Origin of the sequence: Vibrio genomosp. F10 str. ZF-129 (assembly GCF_000287055.2) — a bacterium.
Taxonomy (GTDB): Bacteria; Pseudomonadota; Gammaproteobacteria; order Enterobacterales; family Vibrionaceae; genus Vibrio.
On record NZ_AJYQ02000078.1, the window covers coordinates 23,046 to 43,852 of the forward strand.

19 protein-coding genes are annotated in these 20,807 nt (G+C 37.1%); 16 read left to right on the forward strand and 3 right to left on the reverse strand.

Annotated elements, in window-relative coordinates:
• The first annotated feature begins 108 nt into the window (after positions 1-108).
• From A1QO_RS07925 to A1QO_RS07950, 7 genes are all read left to right on the forward strand, one after another.
• Positions 109-888, forward strand: coding sequence for a DsbC family protein (locus A1QO_RS07925; protein WP_017041663.1), 780 nt, complete (start codon positions 109-111; stop codon positions 886-888).
• Between the two features lies 1 nt (position 889).
• Positions 890-1,531 (forward strand): hypothetical protein, encoded by a 642-nt coding sequence (locus tag A1QO_RS07930; protein WP_017041664.1) that lies wholly within the window; start codon positions 890-892, stop codon positions 1,529-1,531.
• Between the two features lie 150 nt (positions 1,532-1,681).
• On the forward strand, positions 1,682-1,828 hold the full coding sequence (locus tag A1QO_RS20400; protein ID WP_017041665.1) for a hypothetical protein: 147 nt from the start codon (positions 1,682-1,684) through the stop codon (positions 1,826-1,828).
• A gap of 120 nt (positions 1,829-1,948) precedes the next feature.
• Positions 1,949-2,437 (forward strand): hypothetical protein, encoded by a 489-nt coding sequence (locus A1QO_RS07935; protein ID WP_017041666.1) that lies wholly within the window; start codon positions 1,949-1,951, stop codon positions 2,435-2,437.
• A gap of 150 nt (positions 2,438-2,587) precedes the next feature.
• Complete coding sequence (locus tag A1QO_RS07940) at positions 2,588-2,899, forward strand: hypothetical protein (RefSeq protein ID WP_141707123.1); 312 nt, start codon at positions 2,588-2,590, stop codon at positions 2,897-2,899.
• Positions 2,900-2,998: 99 nt separating this feature from the next.
• Positions 2,999-4,912: a phosphoadenosine phosphosulfate reductase family protein gene (locus A1QO_RS07945; protein WP_017041668.1), complete on the forward strand. Its 1,914-nt coding sequence runs from the start codon at positions 2,999-3,001 to the stop codon at positions 4,910-4,912.
• 507 nt (positions 4,913-5,419) lie between these two features.
• Complete coding sequence (locus A1QO_RS07950) at positions 5,420-7,417, forward strand: hypothetical protein (RefSeq protein WP_017041669.1); 1,998 nt, start codon at positions 5,420-5,422, stop codon at positions 7,415-7,417.
• 12 nt (positions 7,418-7,429) lie between these two features.
• On the opposite strand, the gene A1QO_RS07955 is transcribed toward A1QO_RS07950, so the two are convergent.
• On the reverse strand, positions 7,430-7,915 hold the full coding sequence (locus A1QO_RS07955; RefSeq protein WP_017041670.1) for a hypothetical protein: 486 nt from the start codon (positions 7,913-7,915) through the stop codon (positions 7,430-7,432).
• A 228-nt stretch (positions 7,916-8,143) separates the two neighbouring features.
• Here A1QO_RS07955 and A1QO_RS07960 point away from each other — a divergent pair, with 228 nt between their 5' ends.
• Positions 8,144-9,019, forward strand: coding sequence for a hypothetical protein (locus tag A1QO_RS07960; protein WP_017041671.1), 876 nt, complete (start codon positions 8,144-8,146; stop codon positions 9,017-9,019).
• A 129-nt stretch (positions 9,020-9,148) separates the two neighbouring features.
• Here the strand turns inward: A1QO_RS07960 and A1QO_RS07965 are convergent, their stop codons facing one another.
• The gene (locus tag A1QO_RS07965) at positions 9,149-10,573 is read right to left on the reverse strand and encodes a hypothetical protein (protein ID WP_017041672.1); all 1,425 of its coding nucleotides are present in this window, start codon (positions 10,571-10,573) and stop codon (positions 9,149-9,151) included.
• A gap of 272 nt (positions 10,574-10,845) precedes the next feature.
• Here A1QO_RS07965 and A1QO_RS07970 point away from each other — a divergent pair, with 272 nt between their 5' ends.
• From A1QO_RS07970 to A1QO_RS08000, 6 genes are all read left to right on the forward strand, one after another.
• Positions 10,846-11,541 carry a hypothetical protein gene (locus A1QO_RS07970; RefSeq protein WP_017041673.1) on the forward strand — a complete coding sequence of 232 codons (696 nt, stop codon included), beginning with the start codon at positions 10,846-10,848 and terminating at the stop codon, positions 11,539-11,541.
• A 31-nt stretch (positions 11,542-11,572) separates the two neighbouring features.
• Positions 11,573-12,958 carry a hypothetical protein gene (locus A1QO_RS07975; protein ID WP_017041674.1) on the forward strand — a complete coding sequence of 462 codons (1,386 nt, stop codon included), beginning with the start codon at positions 11,573-11,575 and terminating at the stop codon, positions 12,956-12,958.
• A gap of 131 nt (positions 12,959-13,089) precedes the next feature.
• Positions 13,090-13,980 carry an EAL domain-containing protein gene (locus A1QO_RS07980; RefSeq protein ID WP_017041675.1) on the forward strand — a complete coding sequence of 297 codons (891 nt, stop codon included), beginning with the start codon at positions 13,090-13,092 and terminating at the stop codon, positions 13,978-13,980.
• Between the two features lie 162 nt (positions 13,981-14,142).
• Entirely contained in the window at positions 14,143-14,805 is a 663-nt protein-coding gene (locus tag A1QO_RS07985) for a hypothetical protein (RefSeq protein WP_017041676.1), read from the forward strand.
• Between the two features lie 329 nt (positions 14,806-15,134).
• Positions 15,135-15,671, forward strand: coding sequence for a hypothetical protein (locus tag A1QO_RS07990; protein ID WP_017041677.1), 537 nt, complete (start codon positions 15,135-15,137; stop codon positions 15,669-15,671).
• A gap of 175 nt (positions 15,672-15,846) precedes the next feature.
• Positions 15,847-16,053, forward strand: a complete 207-nt coding sequence (locus A1QO_RS08000) for a hypothetical protein (protein ID WP_017041679.1) — start codon at positions 15,847-15,849, stop codon at positions 16,051-16,053.
• Positions 16,054-16,215: 162 nt separating this feature from the next.
• Here the strand turns inward: A1QO_RS08000 and A1QO_RS08005 are convergent, their stop codons facing one another.
• The gene (locus A1QO_RS08005) at positions 16,216-16,659 is read right to left on the reverse strand and encodes a hypothetical protein (protein ID WP_017041680.1); all 444 of its coding nucleotides are present in this window, start codon (positions 16,657-16,659) and stop codon (positions 16,216-16,218) included.
• Positions 16,660-16,896: 237 nt separating this feature from the next.
• Here A1QO_RS08005 and A1QO_RS08010 point away from each other — a divergent pair, with 237 nt between their 5' ends.
• Entirely contained in the window at positions 16,897-18,225 is a 1,329-nt protein-coding gene (locus A1QO_RS08010; RefSeq protein WP_017041681.1) for a tyrosine-type recombinase/integrase, read from the forward strand.
• A 120-nt stretch (positions 18,226-18,345) separates the two neighbouring features.
• Positions 18,346-20,424 carry a hypothetical protein gene (locus tag A1QO_RS08015; RefSeq protein WP_017041682.1) on the forward strand — a complete coding sequence of 693 codons (2,079 nt, stop codon included), beginning with the start codon at positions 18,346-18,348 and terminating at the stop codon, positions 20,422-20,424.
• Positions 20,425-20,807: the final 383 nt, after the last annotated feature.

A 20,807-nucleotide genomic window follows, 5' to 3' on the forward strand; every position in this document is an offset into this window, starting at 1 on the left:
TATGTCTGGGTATGACATAGAAGTTCATACCAATTATAATGAAGTGATGTATACAACTAATATGGAAGTGGCCTTGAATTATTAGTGGGTCAAATATGGAGATTTTGAATGAGTGTTACGAAGTATATTGGATTAATGAGTGCCTCAATAATGTTAGTGACATCCTTTTCAGTAGCAGCCAACCCTTTAGATGAGGCATTGAAGGTTGTGAACCTTGATAATGTTTCTTACGTCAAGATGGATTTTGAGGATTACTACTATGTACAGGGTATCAATAAAGAAAATAATCAACCGGCATCTATTCAACTAACAGAAAAGGCGGATACATTCATTAGTGGTGATATCTTAACAAGAAATGACAAGAATCAGCTAACAAATCAATCAGTTAGGGCGAAGCTTGCCCTTCTGAATCAATTCAAGCCAATTACATTTCCATCAAAGATAAATGAAATAGCACACATCAATGTCTTTACCGATACGACATGCGGATATTGTATTAAATTTCACAATACCTTAGTGCCGCTATTAAACGAGCAAGGGATTTCAGTTAACTATTACGCTTGGCCTGGCTCTGGGGTAGGACTGTTTAGTAATGATGATATGGCCAAAATCTGGTGCTCGGTTGACCCCAAACAGGCTTTGCATGATGCAAAGAATGGGAAACCTGTTACCGAAGATAAACCGTCTCTGATGACATGTCAGGACGATATAGTTGAACAATACGTTTTGGGTACAAATTTCGGTATGCGTGGCACCCCCGCCATTGTATTGCCAAATGGTAGAATGCTTGAAGGATACCCTGTGATAGGTCCAAACAAGTTGGTTGAGAATTCAGAGCAATTAGCCATTTGGTTAAATGATACAGCTCTGATGACTAAAGGAGAGTAATATGATTGCAAACAAGTTTTTGGATGAAACAAGAAGGTTGCTTGTTTTTCAAATAACACAACTTTCCCAGTCTAGAGAGGAGATACTAGACTTTCTAGATAAACATGAGTTAACAACAGAAGTGTCATATATTGACATTCAAGAAATCGACACATTGATCCAGCGACATAGCGCAGTCATTAGTGGTATCAATAAGCATGCGCTGAGTAAATTCGATGAGACACATGATGCCAAAATGAGTCAGTATCATAATGATATTGTACTAGACTTAACAAGATGTAAGCCATGCGATGTGAAGTATCGAGCAGTAGAAACCTTACTAGCAGAGATTTGTTTGATTGATGATTTTTTTGCTCTAGTAGATAGTTTTAAATTTGTAAATAAAAAATGTCAGGACGATGTTATTACTCTTCATTGCTCTCCTGCTAACTCTACACTTAGTGCCAAAACACAAAGTAGACTGGATAATCGGCTTTCATATTTGAAGCGAACTCTATCTCGCTTAGAAGGAATGGATAAAGGAATCTCGAATAGCATTGCAGTTGAGGTGAAGGACGGTGGCTTATTTAACAACACTTGTTTAGGTATTTGCAATGGTACCCAAGCTAAACATCAATACCTAATTTTAAGAACGGCATCATAAGTTTCACTGTAGTTGTTTACATGTTCTGCTCTAAGTGAGAATATTTAAATTCAAGTAGATAGCATTGGCGCAGAAGGCTATCACGCAATTAAGCGGTGCCCCTCTTAACACTTCACCCGATTAGGGTAATTTTAACACAAGGAAATCTCTATGAAACTTGTACGAAAAGCTGTCCAAGAACCTATTGAGCACATTCACTCTGAATTACAAAGCCAACAAGACGTTACTTTCGGATTGGTTAAAACCACACTACAGCATCATTTCGAACCAGCTATCACGTTTGAATACGCGGCTTAACCAACTGGCCATCCACGAATTGCTTGAATCGCTAATTAACAAAGCGAACTCCTTTTATCAGCAATTGCGCCACCGTGTCACATTGGCAGCTTAGTGCTGCATTATGTAAAGGAAGAAAACATGATGAACAATTTTTTTGAAGTTACCCCAGAAGATATTCGAGTCGCTCTAAATGTTACTCAAGAACAAGCGGATAAAATCTTTGATACCATTGATCTCGATGTAGTCTGTTCAGCAGCTTATTACGAGCAGACACTAGAAGAGCAAACCGTTGCAGTACATAAGGCGATTCGTCAGGAAGTGGAGCATTGGCATGTTCGTCGAGTTGATGCATCAGAGACTCATTACGCTGATTGGTATCAATACACTCAAGAAGCCATTGAAAAGGCCTTAGGAAACGAGGAAATAGGAAACCTAATCAGCGAACTCGGCAACGGTAAAACCAGTACGTCGAATCATACCATTCAGACCCATCGCGGCTTAGATTATCATGCGATAATAACCCTCAATGCGAGTTACCCTGTTTGGAAAGCGGCAGGGAAACCGACATCAATGTTACAGTTTCACTTGGTGAAGTTTTGCAAAAAAACAGGTGAGGCAACACTATGAATAAATCAGATTACATTGATGGTATTTCACTTCTGCAGTTTACTTTGCCGCAATAGAAAAACCACTCACTACATTGCTTCCATTTGCTAGGCAGAATTCGGTCAAGTAATACACAACCTGAGAAACATGCAAGGAGGATAATTGCTTAATGTGGCGAAAGAAATTGTACTTATTTTACTCATTGGTGGATTAACTGCATTTGGCCACCCATATTTAAGAAAAGTATTATACATCGGAATCGTCAGCTTATTACTGATTATTTATCTTGAGTCAAAACTTAGAGATAAGCCAATCTTCAGTGTTGCACGTAAGTTTCTTATCCCAATTGGTTTAAATCTAGGCTACCACTCTTTCGTTTTGACCATTCATTTGCATGGCAAACCAATAGAAGTTGCCTTGTATTCAGTTGCAGGTGTAGTTTGCTTACTAATATATGTAATGACGATACCATTCACTAAATAGCGCACAAGGAAAAATAATTACGGGCTAGCCATTTTGCTTGGTTAGCCTACTTCACTTCTTATTACTCGTATGGGTAATCACCACACACAAGGAAATAACATGTCAAAGTTAAATTTTGAAGATTTTATGATCTATAAAATGGCTATAGAATCTATTAAGGAGTTATTAAGGTCTGGAAATACTTTAATAATATCATGCAGTTACGGAAAGGACTCTACGTGTGTTCTTGTATTGTTTTTAGAGGCGGTTAAGCAACTGATAGCAGAAGGTGTATATGTACCGATTTGTTACGTTACTACATCAGACACTCGTCGGGAAATGCCTGAAATACATAATTATGTTGGTGGGCAAACTAGCTTACTAGAGGTATACATTGCCAAACACAATCTACCGATCGAGGTCGTTGTTGTCGAACCTGAACTATCTGGTCGATTCACATGGACAACGTTAGGTAGAGGTGTATTGCCAACCTATGTAGGTGGTGACCGTAAATGTGCAGTTGATGAAAAAATCACACCTCAGAGGCGTTTTCTTAAAAGTATTGAATCTAATGTTGGACAGATGATCAGTTTAGTTGGTTCACGCCGATCGGAGTCAGTAGTTAGAGGACATTCTATGGAGAAATATAAAATGTCTGAATTAGCGGTTTCTATTGACGAATCTGGCTTTAAAACATTTGCGCCAATAGCAAATTTTGATTTGGATGACGTTTGGTTACTACTTTGTTCGGTAGCGAAACCAATTGATGATCCAAATCTTTTATTTCAAACTTACGCCGATAATCTAGATGAGTTATTTAAACTTTATAACTCAGCGAATGGTGGGCAATGTGGAGTGATATTTGGAGATACATCGAAACAAAGCCCGTGTGGAAGCCGCTTCGGATGTGGGTACTGCGTAGCCAACAGCGGATCGGAAGGCACTGATAACTCTCTTGAAAATATGATTGCTGATGATTTAGATCGTTATGGATATATGAACGGTTTATTGAAGTTCCGAAAATTTCTTCTTGCAATACGTTGGGATTGGAATAGAAGAGACTTCAGAGGTCGGGTTGTTTCGGACATTGGGTATCTAAAAGTAGCACCTAATTACTTCAATGGCCGTACACGTCGTGAATTATTTAGGTACTTAGTCACATTGGATGCACTCGAGCGAGAACGTGCTGAAAAACATGAAATGGCATATCAAAGGGGTGATATCGAACAATCAAAGGAAAACGAACACCTTTGCAATGTTCTATTTGAGTTCATTTCGTTTGATGATGTATTAGCCATAGATTTTCAGTGGTCAGTATCTGGTGAGTTCCCACAAGAATCTTTTCCAGCTGCAAAGGACTATCTTGAAGTCCATGACTTGGGGATTCGATATCACATACCTGAGATCGAAGTAGAGGAAAAACCAGTCATTGACCAAAATCGCTGGATTGATATAAGTAGCGAACTTCTAGAGTTAGCTGAAGAAGGCAATCCACTTTTTAAGCGTCATCAAGCGACTGGAGCGAATCTCAAATACGATGTTGGCAAACGATTGAGTATAAGTGAAGGTTCAGGCTTTGCGTATCTTGAAAATGTTCGGGCACGTTTCTATGAGTTGCAGCACATACCATCAGAAGAAGTGGCGCGATATATTTTGGAGTCTGGTTTTCTAACACTCAATCAGTCTGATATAGGAGTATATGCCGCTATATCGGATAGGAATTGGGCGATCCTTAGAAAGTTCCAATCAAGTGATAATCTGTCGGTGAATGAATTTACGGGAAATGAACAATTGATGACTATCAATCGATATCTGATTGAAAACAGTATCTCTAACGAAAAGCATCTTGAACTACTCACTCAGCACACAGCAACTGTAATTGATGAGCAAGAGGAGCAGCAAGATATGTTCGGTTCTGATTCTATAGCAAATGCTTTGCTAATAGAGCCAGAGAAGGTGAAGAAAATCAGGAAGGTATCTACAGTACCTATTGAGATTTTCAGAAGCATTAACTCTCAAATTGCACTTTTTTAACCACTAACCCAGCATTGCTGGGTTTTTTTTTGAAATGACAAATGGAGGATTGTTAAACAAACCATTCATGTGCTAAATTTTAAAAAGAATGCGTATACCGAAAGTATGTGCATTAACAAATTTAAAAGGTAAAACAATTTAACTGGTCATAATATTGTTTGAAATTTTTTAGATAAGAGGGATAAACATAAAAATCTATGTATTGCCAATGACGTTATTATTAATGGCTATCTGGCCAACAATAGCTGTAACGGCGACTAATCAAGAAGACTTAGCATTTTAGGCCTTGGGTCTATGGACCCAAGAAAGACAAAATTCATGTCGATGTTTTGCTTGCTTACTGACACGGCTAAGAGTGGAAATGTTTCTGCGGCGTTCATTGATATTAATTATGGTACCTATAGAGTTAAAAACAGCAATTACATTCTGATTAATGGAATGTATTATTAATGGCCAAACCTGTTGGTAAGTAACTGAAATACATTATAAAGGACCAAGGGTTAGAAGATGCGAACAACCGATAAACATAATGTCTGGGAACTTTTAGTTAATGATATCTCGTATCCAATCGTTGCAACTCACTTCTTGAATCGTGTTGGTAATGGCATCCATGAAAAAGCACAAAGCGTTGTTAAAGCACGGATTGCACAAAACCCAGAATATGTTCGTTGTAGTGCTTGCAAGTGCGGCCTTGTTTACATAGCTGCTTCTCAGAACGGGTCGGCACATTTTCGACATAACTTAGCATGGGCTGACCCTCACCATGAACCAAAAGAATGCGTTTTTTATAGCCAACAAAATGAAGGGTTTCACCTGGTTGATCTTCTAGGAGAGAATGGGCAGTGGCATTTAAAAGCTAAGCTGACTCTATCGGAATTACTTTATCAATCACCAACTGTAAAGAGCGCATCAATAAGGGTAGACCCTTATTTGCTTAGCCATGATGATGATCTGAACACGTTCAGAAAACCGGATATATTTTTCATTGATATTTTGGGTAATAAGTGGGCTATAGAGTTAACACGCTGGTGGATGTCGCCAAAATTGGTACAGGCTAGAGAGCATTTTTTTAGGGAAGAAGGTATAAATCTTCTTTGGTTGTTTAGTCCTGGCTGCAAACAAAATAATCAGACGACCTTTTATCTAATTATGTATGGGTCAAATTGTAAAAATGGGGTGCGCCGTCGAAGCTCAAGTGACAGGCCACAATCAAACGCATTTATATTTGATGATGAAGCGATCAAGGCTAGTCGGTTGAACAATAACTTGAGTATTAAGGTCCAGTACCCAGTCTACACACTAATTGGTAACGAGATCTCAGCTGATTATAAAGAATCGATTGTTAGCTTGGCTGAACTGGATACTTTTCCGACTAAACGCTTACCTTACGCTATTGATACCGAATCAAACCTAAGCAGGGTTCTGAGCGCCAAAAATAACAGAGCAATTGAAAGAACAAAAGCCGACAGGAAATCTCTTTATGAAAAAATTAAAAGTGTAAGGAGAGCGTATTATCAATTGCTGGCTTACACGGGTTTAACTGTAAATGAGCAGCGTAAAGTAGAAAGAAAAATGGGGTGCTTTGAACGAATTCCTGATACCTACAAGTTTAAAGGTAGGCTTGCTATCATGCATGCCCAATCCAAGTTTTTCTGCAATTCATTTGAAGAGAAAAGAATTGCAGCAGCGAAACGCAAGATAAAAGCACAGAAACTATCTAGAATAAGAACTCAGGTTATCGAAGCAAAGTTACTTCTTGAGAGAAAACTCAAGAAGCAAGATTTAGATTACTTGAAAAGCCTATTAGATGGCCTTAGCAAGAGTTTAATCGATACACCCAACAAAGCACTTGAGAGTAGGGTACATCAGCTTAGGATCGAGCTTAGGGCTTCATACCAACGATTATCTACATCCCCGTTAGCAGACGCAGAAAAAATGAAAGATTATGAGTCATTATTAAAAGACCTACAAAATGATATGGCCTTTTATCAAATTCCGACTAATCGGGATGAATTGACGCTTAGACTTAAAAGGTTGAAAGATACCTGTGCAGCATCAGGAAAATCCCATCTAAATGAAGTCCTGGAAAGCGAATATAATTTGTCGCTCGCTAGATTTAGAAACCACTATTTACGTACACATTTTAACTTTGACTATGAAACGGCATGGACACCGGAACATAACTTTCATTCTGACTTGGAAATAATTAGAGAATTCCTTCAAAATTCGAAAGTCTTATCAGATGAACAAAGAGTGGTTCAGAAATGGCTATTCAGAGCAGTATCAATGTTTGTGGAAACTATTGTTACAGCTCAACAGCGTTACATTAGTGATTTGAAAGGGAAAGATGCTTTATACATGCAAGATTACCGAAACAACAGAAGACTTGGACCAGTTAAATCTGTTAGGACCCTTGAGTGGATCGATAATAAGAAACTTGCGAATTTGACAAGCGTACAAGTTCAAACGTGTCATAAGTTGAAACAGATAGTTAAGATTACCTAACTACCTAACTACCTAACTACCTTGCGCAATATTGGTTAAATCTGGTATTGAGCCTACTTGAATAGCTATAGCACATAACTCGTCTTTAGTTAGCTTCTCAGTTAATGATGCACCGCAACATTCCCTATAGTTATTGTAGAGAAGGACGATAGTTTCGGAATGGGTGATATTTTTAGCTTTTGAGATTTCTGCTAGCATGCGCCATGCATACATATGAAGGTCAATTTGTTTTTTCTTAACGGCAGTGGCTGCATTGTTATATCGATATCTTTTTGCCCGAATGCTGTTAGTTAATGAGTTTTTTGACTTGTCGGTTAGTGAATGTTCAAGCCAGAGTTCTATGTCTTTGTCATCGGTATGAGATTCTAGCTTTGCAAGAGCCTCTTTAATCTCATTTTCATCCAAAAATCTTGTCAAATTTACTCCCATAAAATCCTTTTTTAAAATGTACTCTTTCTTCCATGATGCTTCTAGGTGTGCCGCGCAATTATCAGCCATTATAGATCCATTTATTCAGTCGTTTTAAATACAATACAATACAATTATTTGAAGAAATACGAACGCCGCCTATTTTGACCAATAGTTAGTGTTTGTAATAAAACAATAAGATTCGTATACTTGACATCTACAAAGACACATCGGCTTAAGTGTCATCACGATTTTGTGCAGCCATTACGCTAAAGCGCTTTTCACTTGGTTAAACCAAGAACCACACAAGGAAAAATTATGGACAACCTTCTTGATCTATTTAATAAACTCCCAAAACTAAATTCGATATACGGATTCACCGCCGGTTATGAGATTGTCTTCTCTGAATCCGATAACAAACATTTCTATGAATGCTTGTTTAGATACAGAGGACAATGGGTAAAAGCAAATATCACAAGAGATGAAGTCGCTTCATTTCAATCTGAAAACCTGACCGAATCTACTCTGAATGCCCTTACAGAAAGATTCCCTACGGATGTTCGAATAGAACAGTTAGAACTACCAACAAGCGTTAAAGCTTTAAGTTCACAGCTAAGTGAGCAAGTTAATAGCTCATACAATTGTGATTGGGTAGACATACAAATTGACGATAGCCTTGTAGGTTACTTCAACCTTTCATTGAATACATTGATGATACTTAGCGAATCAGATTTGTTTCGCCATTCGGGTCATACGATTCAAGTGGATAGTGGGGGCTATAGAGCCAAAGGCATTGATGAAGTTTATTCTTTCAATCTAATCAGTCCTAGTATCTATGGCGTCCTACCGACGGCGGCAGCGAAAGATTGTGCAGATCGTGTAGCCCAGAAGATAAGATTATTCGAATCAATGAGCCACCGTAGAATCATTCCAGTAGAAAGTATAGCCAATCAGGATTCATATTTTGAAAGCTACGACGATGGTTTCTATCGAATTGTAAAAAATGGCGAAGTAATAACACTCGTAAATAACTTGAATGAACTTGGTTCAATTGTGCCCGATTCTCAAGGGTTTAAGGTTATATTAGAAACGTTCAACAGCTTGGAAAAACCAGCCTTTGTCAGTTCATTTGCTGATGCGCTTGATAGACTGTGGCTTAAGCGCTCAATTGCATTAGGCGCAGTTCATGCATAAAAATCACTGATACTTTGGTCAACACTAAAATGCTCTCCATTGGAGGGCATTTTTTTTTAACTAATTACACCTAAAAAAAAGCAATACTAAATAGTATTGCTTATGAGTTTGGTATGGTGATTCTGTGGTTTATGGATGAACCATAATCAACGGCTTTGTAAAACTGTCAGTCCAGTAGCTAAGGTCTGGGTTATTGAACCTTATCTCATTTAGAGATAATTGAAGTTCATTAATCAATGTAGAGTCACTGCATTGAAAACCTAGCGCAAATTTATAAACGTTATTATTGTCATCAGCCAATGGTTCAAAACTAAAACACTCTATAGGGAAGTTTTCTGTGAGGGCGCTTAATTCGATAAAATGAGCAACCTCTTCACAGAGTTTGGCAAGCGCTTCTCTATCTTTTGCATTACTCGAGTATATCGCGGTTTGTTTTTGCATTTGTATGTAAGGGTAATTCAAACCAGTGAGCCTTTTAGCAAACATGTCACCAAACGATGATAGATTGTAATTGATATCTTCTGCCGAACGTTTCATACATATTTCTTTACCGACAAGGGTACCCATTTCGTTTTCTAAATATACCCCAAACAAAAATGGTCCCGTAAGATCCACATTCATATTGAATGATAAATCGCAATAATGGGCGACTTCTCCATTTCCATTCTTCCTGGTTTGAAATGTGTCAGGGTCATATTCAATGCAACCGATGGATATCATTCCATCATCTAAGCATCTCGATGAACCGGCAAGTTTTGAGGCTTGCAATCTCAAGTTTCCTTTAATGATATCGGTCAGATCGTCGTTATTGAGGTCATTAAAAGAAATGGATGTGTCAGATACCGCATAACAGAATTTATCAATTGAGTATTTGATGCCAGTAGTACCGGATGAGCTTCGAGAGACACCTTCGATTGAAGGGCAGAAATGAACAGCATCAATACGAGACTCGATCATTGGCTTTTTAAAAAGAAGGACTTCATGTAACTCTTTGAGTAATTCTTCGGACAACTTTGAGGCTGCGTGTGTGATGTACGATACGGGTAACGCAATATTTAAGATAAGGCCCTGTGGTATGTCTGAACTAAAACACCAAATAGGATTGATTACATTTCGCCCTAACGCTGTCAATATCATGTCAATGCATGTAGAAATACTTGCTGGTGGCGGGGTTGGTAACTCGGCATCTAAATTTGCTTCAAATATTATTTGTAGACTAGCCCAGTCAACAGTGTTTCGTATTGAACTACTATTAATGATTACATCATGAGAAAGATGAGAGAGACCAAGCGAGGAATATATAGCGTCTAATATCGCTGGATAATGATCTTCATTGGGAAGTTTATCATCTTTAATAGTGATATTTAGATTAGCTATGTCTGGTGATGACTTAAAGAACGACCAACTAGGGTCAATACTGTTTTTGTCAAATAATGAGGTAACTGCAGTAAGAGCGTCTTTACCCAACTCATCCGAAATACCCTCAACCTGAACTGCTTCATCAAGTGGTTTAACAGCTATATCAAGCGTCGACCAGTTTGAAACCTCAGTCATAGAAATGTCCCCTCTAACATATATATCGTCAAACTGTAAAGTGACCTGGTCAATTTACAAAACGATTGGCAGAATATGTGTGCGGCGTTTTTTTATCTTTAATCAACTAATGATTAATCCTATTGAGAAACTTTTGAAATAACGCTACGATGATAAGTGAATAAGTAACTTCAGCGCGTAATGTTACAAACCTTATGGTTGCGCTATTTCTACCTTTCGGCTTAGCCATTAATTCAGTTTTTATATGAATTCATACACACAAGGAAACCTCTATGAGTAATAGACGCTCGACTTCAAATCAAATTAGAGCACGTCAACGTGTTCGTCAGATGCAATCATTAAGAACAATGATAATTCAGCATCTAAAATTTTCTGGGATTCAAGGTGTTGATCTTGATTCTTACGTAGAGTTCTCAATCGATATTTTTCTTAAATCTGATACTACTATTGGAAAGTTCAATGACCTTCCAACAAACTTAGTAGCCATAGCAAAGAAAATGACATTTCCACTACTTGAGTACTCAGCTAAAGCGGAGTACATCGCAAATCTGATGCTAGACATCAAAGAAGGACGCTATAGCAATCCTTGTGAGAGCTTGCCTGTTCAATGCCCAGATTGTAGTGGGTTTTGTAAACTGACGCCTAACCATCATCATGGTCGTGAAGTGAAGTACGTTTATTTTTGCGAGACTTGTTCTACTTCTATATCGACCTATATTGGTGATAAATGGCCAACCGGCGTACCAACTTCCAAAGAGCTACGCCTTGAGCGGTCCAACCTTACTATGGATATCCGACAGCAATCAAAACAACTTGGAATAACAGAGCGAAAAATGAATATTAAAATCGCATCTGAACTTAACCTGGCAACAGGTTACATAGCGAATGTGAATACAATAACAACCGTCGACATGATTAAGCAGTATAGAGATGCAATGGAATCTATTTCATCACGTATGGCTGCTTAAGTGCTTTGCACCAACACACAAGGATATACATATGAACAGAATAACGTTAAACCAATGGATGGAAGAGAACTCCCGAGAAATCTTTCTTCAGAAATTTGAACAAAAATGTCAGGGTAACTACGAAGCAATCTTTTCGCGATGTGGTGGTGGTCTAGCCATCGAATCATTGCAAGGTGGATATAAGCATGTGGATTGCCCACAACACTCTGGCAAAAACGGTAAAAACTATAGGGCCATTAAGGGCACTTCTAATTTGGGCCCTAAGCCGTTTAATGACTTCGCATTTGGTACTTGTAATACTTGCGGTACTAAGTCTGGAATTGGCCATCTTATGTGGCTACGGGGTGATGCAGAAATGAAAGAAACCCGAAAAGTTATAAAAGACGCTATGGGTTGGACTTGGGGAGAGATATTAAATGACCCTCGCTTGGATGCGAATATCTCTCCAGCAGAATACCGAGAACGTCAAAAGCGAATGGCTGAAGATGAAAAGAAGCAAAATAAGATTCGTGAGGATCGGGAAAAGAAACTTAAGGATGAAGCTCTACGTAAAAACGTTTGGATAGATAAGAAGCTCAAGGAACTCTTCGCTACTTGTGTTCCATTAGCACATAAGAAAGCTGAACCAGCAAGAAAATACTATCAAAGTAGAGGTATACCTGATGTCGCGTCTATGAGTGATACTTTAACAAAATGGATTCGATTTTCTGAATCAGTTCATATTGTTATAAATGGTATTGATTATGGTTGGTATATGGCTATTGTTTCAAAAATTGTTGGTGGCAAAGGCGAGATCCTAAATGCACATCAGATAATTATTGATGAAAATGGCCACCCTTTAAAGCCTTCTGTGGTGATTAATGGTGAGTTACATACAGCTGAAAGCCCGAAGATCAAGACCCCTTCAAAGCAGCTCGTTGACAACAGCAATCGAGGCATTAAGCCTTTTAGTGCTGATCTTGTACAAGCAGTCTGTGAAGGTCAAGAAGTTGGTCTAGCTGCAAACTTCTATGACAAATTGCCTGTAGATATGGCAGCTGACGCTAATGGAATGATTGCATGGGTACCAAAAGAATCTGTGAAGGTTGCTTTAATACTCGTCGACAATGATCTACCAAGTAGGAAAGATAATATTTCTGGAGGAACTGGTGTAGCAGCTGGGCTGAAATTAAGAGAAAAACTCTTTGATATTGGAGTTGTCCCCTTAATTATCTATCCCAACTGGGATATCCCAGAAGGAAGTAAATCGGTTGACTTAAATGATGTTTATGCCAACTTTAAAAATCAATACTCTCCTAAAATACTCAAAGAATGGGATGTTTTTGAAGAAAAACTTAGAAAAAACTCCGGTCATGTAACTGAAGAATTGCTAAATGAATTCGAAGTTCCATTGGATGGAATTGTATATATGCAGTAAAAAAGTGAGGCTTTGCCTCACTTTTTTTTTGACCATGAAACGCTAGTTAGTGACACGAATTGTGCGGCGTTTAGTAATTAGGTACTAATCATTTGATAAAATAATGAGATTACAATTAAACAGAGCAATATATGGAAATCAGTTGTGAGCTATGTCGTTGTGATGAATGCAATGAAACTATAGATATAAGCGAGATCGATAACATCAAATTGTGCGAAACTTGCGACACTGTGTTTGACGTTGTTAAAGCAAAGCGCAATTTCAACTTTGATGAGTTGTTTGTTGTCTATCAAGCTAAATATGACTGCGATAATAGTACAATCTCTTCCGTTGAAGCTCTTGTTCGATGGAATCATCCTACTTATGGTGTAATTGGACCAGATAGGTTTCTGCAGCAATTATTCAATCTTGGTTACTCGTACGAACTTTTTAGTAATGTATTAGCAATGGCTCTAACATCTATCGAAAACTGGTACGATCAAGGCTTTAAAGTAGGGCTTTCAGTTAATGTTAATGCTTCTGATCTTGTTGACCAAAGATTTGAACAAGAACTGTCTGTGCTTGATGAGCTAACAGGTTTACTTGGGTTTGAACTTATATTCGAAATTACTGAGAGTCAGTCATTTTTTGACGAACAAAAACTCGCATCCGTCTTCTATCAAATTGAAAAGTACAATAACATAAATCTTTCTATTGATGATTACGGGGTAGGTTACTCATCACTTAAAAGATTACTAGCTGGTCACTTCAAAGAACTAAAGATAGATAGGTCATTCACAGAAATGGTCAATCAATCTGATAAATACAAGATTGTGATAGGTAAAACAATACAAATGGCGCAATCTTTAGGTATGAGAGTCGTTGTTGAGGGAGTTGAAGACTTACAACAGAAAACTACTCTTCAGTCTTTGGGGGCTGATGTATTACAAGGCTACCTGTTTAGTAAACCTATCCCTTACAATGAAATTTCAAGAATTCTTAAATCTCAAAAATTCAGCACACTTAAAGTAAGCAGTTTTTGATGCAAAGCGGTAATTTGAGTAATGATTTGAACCATTTTGATTTTAGTCTTAAATACCATTACTATATAAATTAAATATCTGTATCGGCTTGAGCAGAGACTAGACACTAGTTAGCCCCTTTAAAATAACGGCCTTTGCCACTTTAACACACAAGGATATACCATGAAAAAAATCACATCTGTAGATCAACTTATTGAATGTACAAAAAGTATTTCCGCTGAATTGATTTTACCTGAAGGCACTTCTGATGAAAAATTGACGAATTTAATTCAAGAAAATCAATCAAAGAAAGCTCAGTTCTTATCTGAATTGTTTTCATGCCCTGCTAGTGGGGATGGTTACATTGTAACTTTATATGCTAGCTCTAATGAGCATGCAACCAAAAATAAACAATCTTTACTAGATATGGGTTATAAGAATATACGTACCTATATACCACTAGTTTGCGATGGAAATAATGGGAGTAAACCCGATCCAAGACTTGACCGAAAATTTGCTACTGAAGCTCACTGTAGTGTGGAAGTAACTTGCCTTAAAGGCGACAAATTATTGGAGGCTCTTAAGTTTTTAACTGAAGATTTTATAGAATACGCTACAGCAATATATGCTTGTGGTCTGGAAGGAATTGCAACATTCTCTTTTGATAACATAGAGAAAGCAAATCTACTGGCTGCTTTAGTCAGTTTAACCAAAGAAAGAACCAAAGACGCACCTTCTTTTAAAGCGCATGGCATTAAATTTGAGGCCCCTAAGGTAAAACAAACATCTTTAGACGTTTGGCAAACAACTATTAAAGTCAACTTCCCCCTCAATAAGACACAATAACTTTCCACAAATGACCCGCCATTGCGGGTCATTTGAATTATCATGTGTGTATGATAACTGCAGAGGTAGACATCAATTCCTCACTCGCTAAATCACTTGAAAAATGATACGTATCTATTTTCTTGAATATTTATGCATAATATCGACGTAATATGACCTTTCTCATTAGGAGAATGAGCAAATTTCTGTATTACAGTAATAAAATGGTTTATATTTAATATTAAAATGTTGCATCGGTGAATACAGCAACGACCTATATGGTTCACCTCTATAAACGAAATTTTCGTTTTTACTCTGGTTCTATACCAATTACACACAAGGAAAACCCAATGGAAACTAATCCCCAAATTGTTAGGGAAATCCTTCTTAGGATGGATTTTTTTGGTAACAATAAGGTTAAGTTAGAAGAAAAATTTTGTCCTGACTTGGTAAACTTAATGTGGAATAACTCAGGCTCAGATATTTGGACCGCAATAGATTGTGAATCAATATTGCAAACACTTAGCTTGAAAATCAGTGCGATCACTGAGCATTATAAAAATAGACAAGAAACCTATCCAGAAGTAGGGGACTTGGTAATTAGTGAACAACATAAAAACTCAAAGTCTCTTCGGCTATCCTGGTCTAACCCTTCTAGAGACACCCCAATACTTGATGAGTTACAAACCGGAATGAGCAATGTTTATGTCAAAAATAACCAAGTTAGAGTTTTCCCTGGTGGGGCGCTTTGCTTCCCTTTAAATACATCAACGAGTTCCTTAACTTTCATTGGCAAGCAACAAGCTAATGTTCATGTCGATTTAGGACACTATTGGATATTGCATCCAGTGGTAGTCACTTTCGATGTACCAATCTGGAGGGTTTAATGATTGACAGAAGCACTTTTGAATTTGTGAGAATGTGGTCATATAAACGGAGAGCACTTGGTAAATCGACATTACCAAAAGTTGTTCGAAAAGTATTGGCTAGAACTACAATACATCGGGCGTTGATGCAGGGCTATACTGGTTCATTTCTATTGTACGTAGAAGAGAGACAACAATGAAAAAATTATCAAAGTTAGTGCGAAACCAAGTAGACATCGAAAACTCAATTTGTGATGAACTTGCCAAAGAAGTAATCAAAGCAGTTCAGAATAAAGATCACAAATCCATGCTTCAAATAGTTGGTGCTTTATCCGGTAGAAATATTGCTAGTGATAAGCTCCTGATTTCAATTCGAGACGAACTGGAGAAAAACCATGTGTAAAACGTGCGAAGATGGCATCTGCAGTGGTGGTTGCCAAAGACAAGTTATTCCCACAAAAGGGAAAGAGTGATACCAACCAAGCAAAAAACGCCAATAGAATTTCTATTGGCGTTTTTTTTGACTATAATCTAACCCATACAATTGGACTTGTATGGGTTGGAATCAGGACGGAGCGTAAGCGTAAGCGAAATCATCATTTCGAAAGCCAATTGCTAAGTCTTCAGCATTAACTAAAATGAAGTTGTTTGCCTTTTTTAAAGAAACAATGATTTTAAACGATTTTAATCTATCTATGTTTATCGGGTTCTTTTTTTGTTCCAAAAATAGGAGCTGGTGAAGCGGGACAGCTTCTTTAACAATACTCAATGGGAATGAAATGTTTGATTTTGAAATGAATGTGTTTTTTTCTGGGTTCCATGATCCAATCGAGTTATGCCCATTAGTTGAAGTAAGAAAGTACCACTTTCCTTCTACCAGGGAATCAACTAAAGAACCGGCCAATCTTGCTGATTCTGATAACCTACTCTCATCCAGTTCCGTAGAAAGTAAGGAAAAAGTTTTTGAACTTAACATAAATTCACCGAATCCAATTGTGCTTGCCATCATTTAGGAAAGTATCAAATTAAAAAATAGCACATCAGGTAATCTCATAAGTGAGAATCGTGTCAATTTTTGCCAAATATGATAAGTCAGCACTTAGATTAAACTTGCATAAAATCCCTGTAAATAATATGCAATACGTGGAAACATTTCAAAATTTAACAAAATTACCATTCCTGTGTAATAGTTCATTAAAACATTATTACAGTGAACAATTTACCACAATCCATAAACTGAGGATATATGACAACGCAAAATTCAAATATTGGAACTAACACCCCGTTCTATCCACTATTTGGGGATGCTGCAAGTATAAGGTCCCCTGCCCCGTACATTATCGACTTGATTATGGACTTAGAACATGAAGGATTGATTGGAGATGTAGCTTTAGAGTATGAAGGTTGCTGCGATTTTCTATACATTGCTATTGGGGCATCTTCTTTAACTAACACTAAAACAAACCTCAATAGTTTCAAAAGTTATCGATCGGAAGTAAATAAATTTTTAAACTGGTCTTGGTTTGTAAAAAAACAATCGATCACATCGATGAAACGAACAGACATCGTAGAATTTCTTGAGTTTTGCTCTGAACCACCTTTACATTTGATAGCTAAAGCCAGTCATTCATTAACCTTGAAAGATGGAACTATTAATTCCAAGTGGAAACCTTTTGTTAATAGGAACGGAGTTGAATTCATCAGAAAGCCAAAGGCAATCGAGACTCAGTTATCCGTGTTAAGTTCAATGTATGACCACCTCATAGAAGAAGAGTTCGATACAACGAACCCAGCTAAGCAAGCTAAGAAGAGAATTAATTTAACAGGAACGCCTACCAATAATGAATACAATCTAATTTCAATTGATGATGTGGGAAAGTCCTTTAGTGTTGAACAATGGAATGAAATTTGGAGTGCAACAGAGCAGCTATGTGAAGAAGACCCTGAAAAACATGAGAGAACAAGGTTTATTATGCTAATGCTTTACTGGCTATATTTAAGAATTAGTGAAATATCATATCGACCTGGTTACATACCCTACTTTGGGCATATCTACGAACATCCAAAGAAAAAAGGACTTTGGCTATTTCATATACCAAATACAAAGTGCGGAAAGAAACGAACGGTTGGACTACCTTCCCCTATCATTGAAGGTCTAATTAGGTATAGACGTTTTAGAGGTCTTACGGACTACCCTTTACCTAATGAAAAAGTGCCAATCTTCAACCGAATTAGAGTTGGTAATAACGGGAGAGATAAGGGTGAAATTGATGTAGCAATAAGTTCTGATGCAATATTCAATGTTGTGAAAGAAGTCTATGAAAAAGCAGCAGCGTCATTCGATTCTAAAGAGATGTATCAGGATAGCCAGTACTTAAGAAATGCTGTGATACATCAATTAAGACATACTGGTATTACCCACGACTTAGACTTAAGAAAAAGAAGCATAGAATCCGTTTCGAGAGATGCTGGCCATAGTTCAACAGCTGTAACAAAAGGATATGTTAATGACGATACACTTGAACGATACATCGACAGTGCAGATAAAGTGGCCATTCATAAATCAAGTAGCTAGTGTTCATAAGTTACAAATTTGCTCTCAAGGTGTTGACATTGGTCATTTACTAAGGTTATCATTCAATTCCTGATTAGCGTTTCGAATTGATTCACTAACTCTCACACAAGGAAATATTTAATGTCTAATAATATCTATTTTTTAACCTCAAAAGTAACTTCCGGTATTTCAGTCAAATTCTGTATTGAAAATCAGTATCAGGAAGTAATTGTTCCCTCGGACTTACTTATTGCCAAGCGAGGAACTACAGACTTAGAAAGCGCTGAGATAGACGTTCTGCTGCAATTGGTTGATTCCGATGTTGTCAGTAAAACAAATTCTAAAATTCTTACTGAAAATGCAGACGCGATTGAACTATATCTCGAAGAGGCGCTGCGAGGTGAGTTAGTACTCAATATTGAAGCTAAATACATAGATGAGTCTTTTTTCGACAATAAAACCGCTGAACTTATCTTGAATACCCAAAGCATTGAATATTCAAGCAACAACACGGAAGAAGACCAGTCTCAAGTTATTGAATCAATTACTGACCATGTTGTATTTTCAACGTTACCACTTGCAACAACAACAAAAGGAATCATGAGCATTTCGGATAAAGCAATTGAGAATGCTTGTGATCATATTGAAGAAATAAATTGCGTTAGTGATTTAGTCAAATACCTTGGTAGTAACACCGCTGAATGGAGCTCTAAAGCTCGAAAAGATAGATTAGGTGGTGAAGAGAGATTCATGCAATGCGGAAAATTGGCAACTTTGGTTTCTTTTAACACTGAGAAACATATGCCTCCGGTACTGGTATATGCTTTCGAGGGCAACGAATCTAAAGTCTATCTAGATACTAAAGTTAAAGTAAGCAATAGAGAAGTAACTTTTAGTGCTGACCAATGGATGTCATTGTTTAATATTGCTGAATCAGTAGATTCGAGTTTATTTGCCGAGTTTGGTTTCAAAAACGTTAATAATCTTGTGAGAAAACTAGACGCAAGTCTAGACAAAGATTTACTTAGTTTACCAGTTCTAAATCTGTCCTTGAAAATTGATAATACTGGCAAAGTCTTAGATTCATTAACATTGATTGAAAAAGGTAGAACGCTTAAACCAAAATGGAGAGAACCTGTATCCACAGTTTTTGGTGATGTAGTATTGGATAAATTACCGGCAATGAAGTTACAAGAGTTATGGAACCTGGATATCAACTCAACGGATTTTTTATCAAAGTTCCATGAGAGCATGAAAGGCAAGATATCTAAATCCCCATATCTACCTGAAAGACTTGAGATTTCTTGTGGTGAATATGCACTGCTTGTTTCAGTAAAGGATAATGAGTTATTCATTACAGATGTGACTTTAGGTTCTGATCTATATGACTCAGTATCTAATCGTTTTGGAACTTTTCTTATTAAGAAAGAGTCTGCAAGTCACAGATCACTTAGAAAATTAATAGCAAAACATCTTGGTAAATTAGCAAGCGAGATTGACTTTAGTATTTTGAACGATTCGGAAGTGGCGATAAAATCAAGTTCAAATGGTCATTTTAATATACAGGATCATAAGATGGCACAGATGCTGTATTATCCAGAGATTAAATTGACATTAGGTGTGAAGAGAGTTGGTATATCTCCTTTATTAGAAATAGTTGTCGTTGAACAAGATATAGAACCGATAACTCTAAATTACTTGGGCTCGACGATAACGTTATCTAATGAAAATGCAATTAGAAAGTTAAGTGCAATTTCGAACACTACTAATGAAGGTGTAGAATTAGAAGAGTTTTTGTCAGAAATATTAATGTTGGATATATGTGATCATCAAGCTGTTGAGAATATCCAAGAAGTTGTATTTGGGGATTATGCACTTAATATTACTAAAATCAACGATGAGTATGAAATCGTTGATGTTCGCCTAAATTCGAGAAAGTTTTTTTGGATATGTAATGATAGATTCACTTATATCTTTGAGAGAGGTACTAAGATTGAACGGGCACTTTACTCTATAGTCTTGAATAACAAAGCTTCAAAGAACTTTGGTGGCGCACGTTCTAAATTAGCCAATATGGAAGCTGAAATGGTATACGGGAAAAAAGGTCAAGTTAGTATCAATTATAAGGAGTTAGGTGTGTCTATCAAATTAACTCACCTGACAGACCCAGTAATTGGTCGTGAGCCAATTATGGCTGTCTCAAGTTTCAATAAATTATAGACAGTGCAAGATTTAACATAAATGAAATTAAGGTATATAACATGTCAAAAATTAAATATGTGACAATGATTGTTGGTATTTTTTACTTCTTATTTTTAGTTTGTGCGGTTTTTGGTTCGTACATTCTAACAAGTATTCTTTATACTGATTATGAGATCGTAACAATGTTATTTGGGTTCGAAGCCTCAATCTTTGTAAAGACACTACTGTCTGGAGTTTTTATCACAACGCTCTACTTTACTTTTGAGTTAAAATTCTTTATTAAATCTGCCTCTAATTCGTATGATTCAGTATTTGGCCATGGCTTTCAGTCTTGATTCAGCGTTGTGATGATGCTATCTTAAAAAAGTAAAAGGTTATCAGCACTTAAAAACCAACTCGAC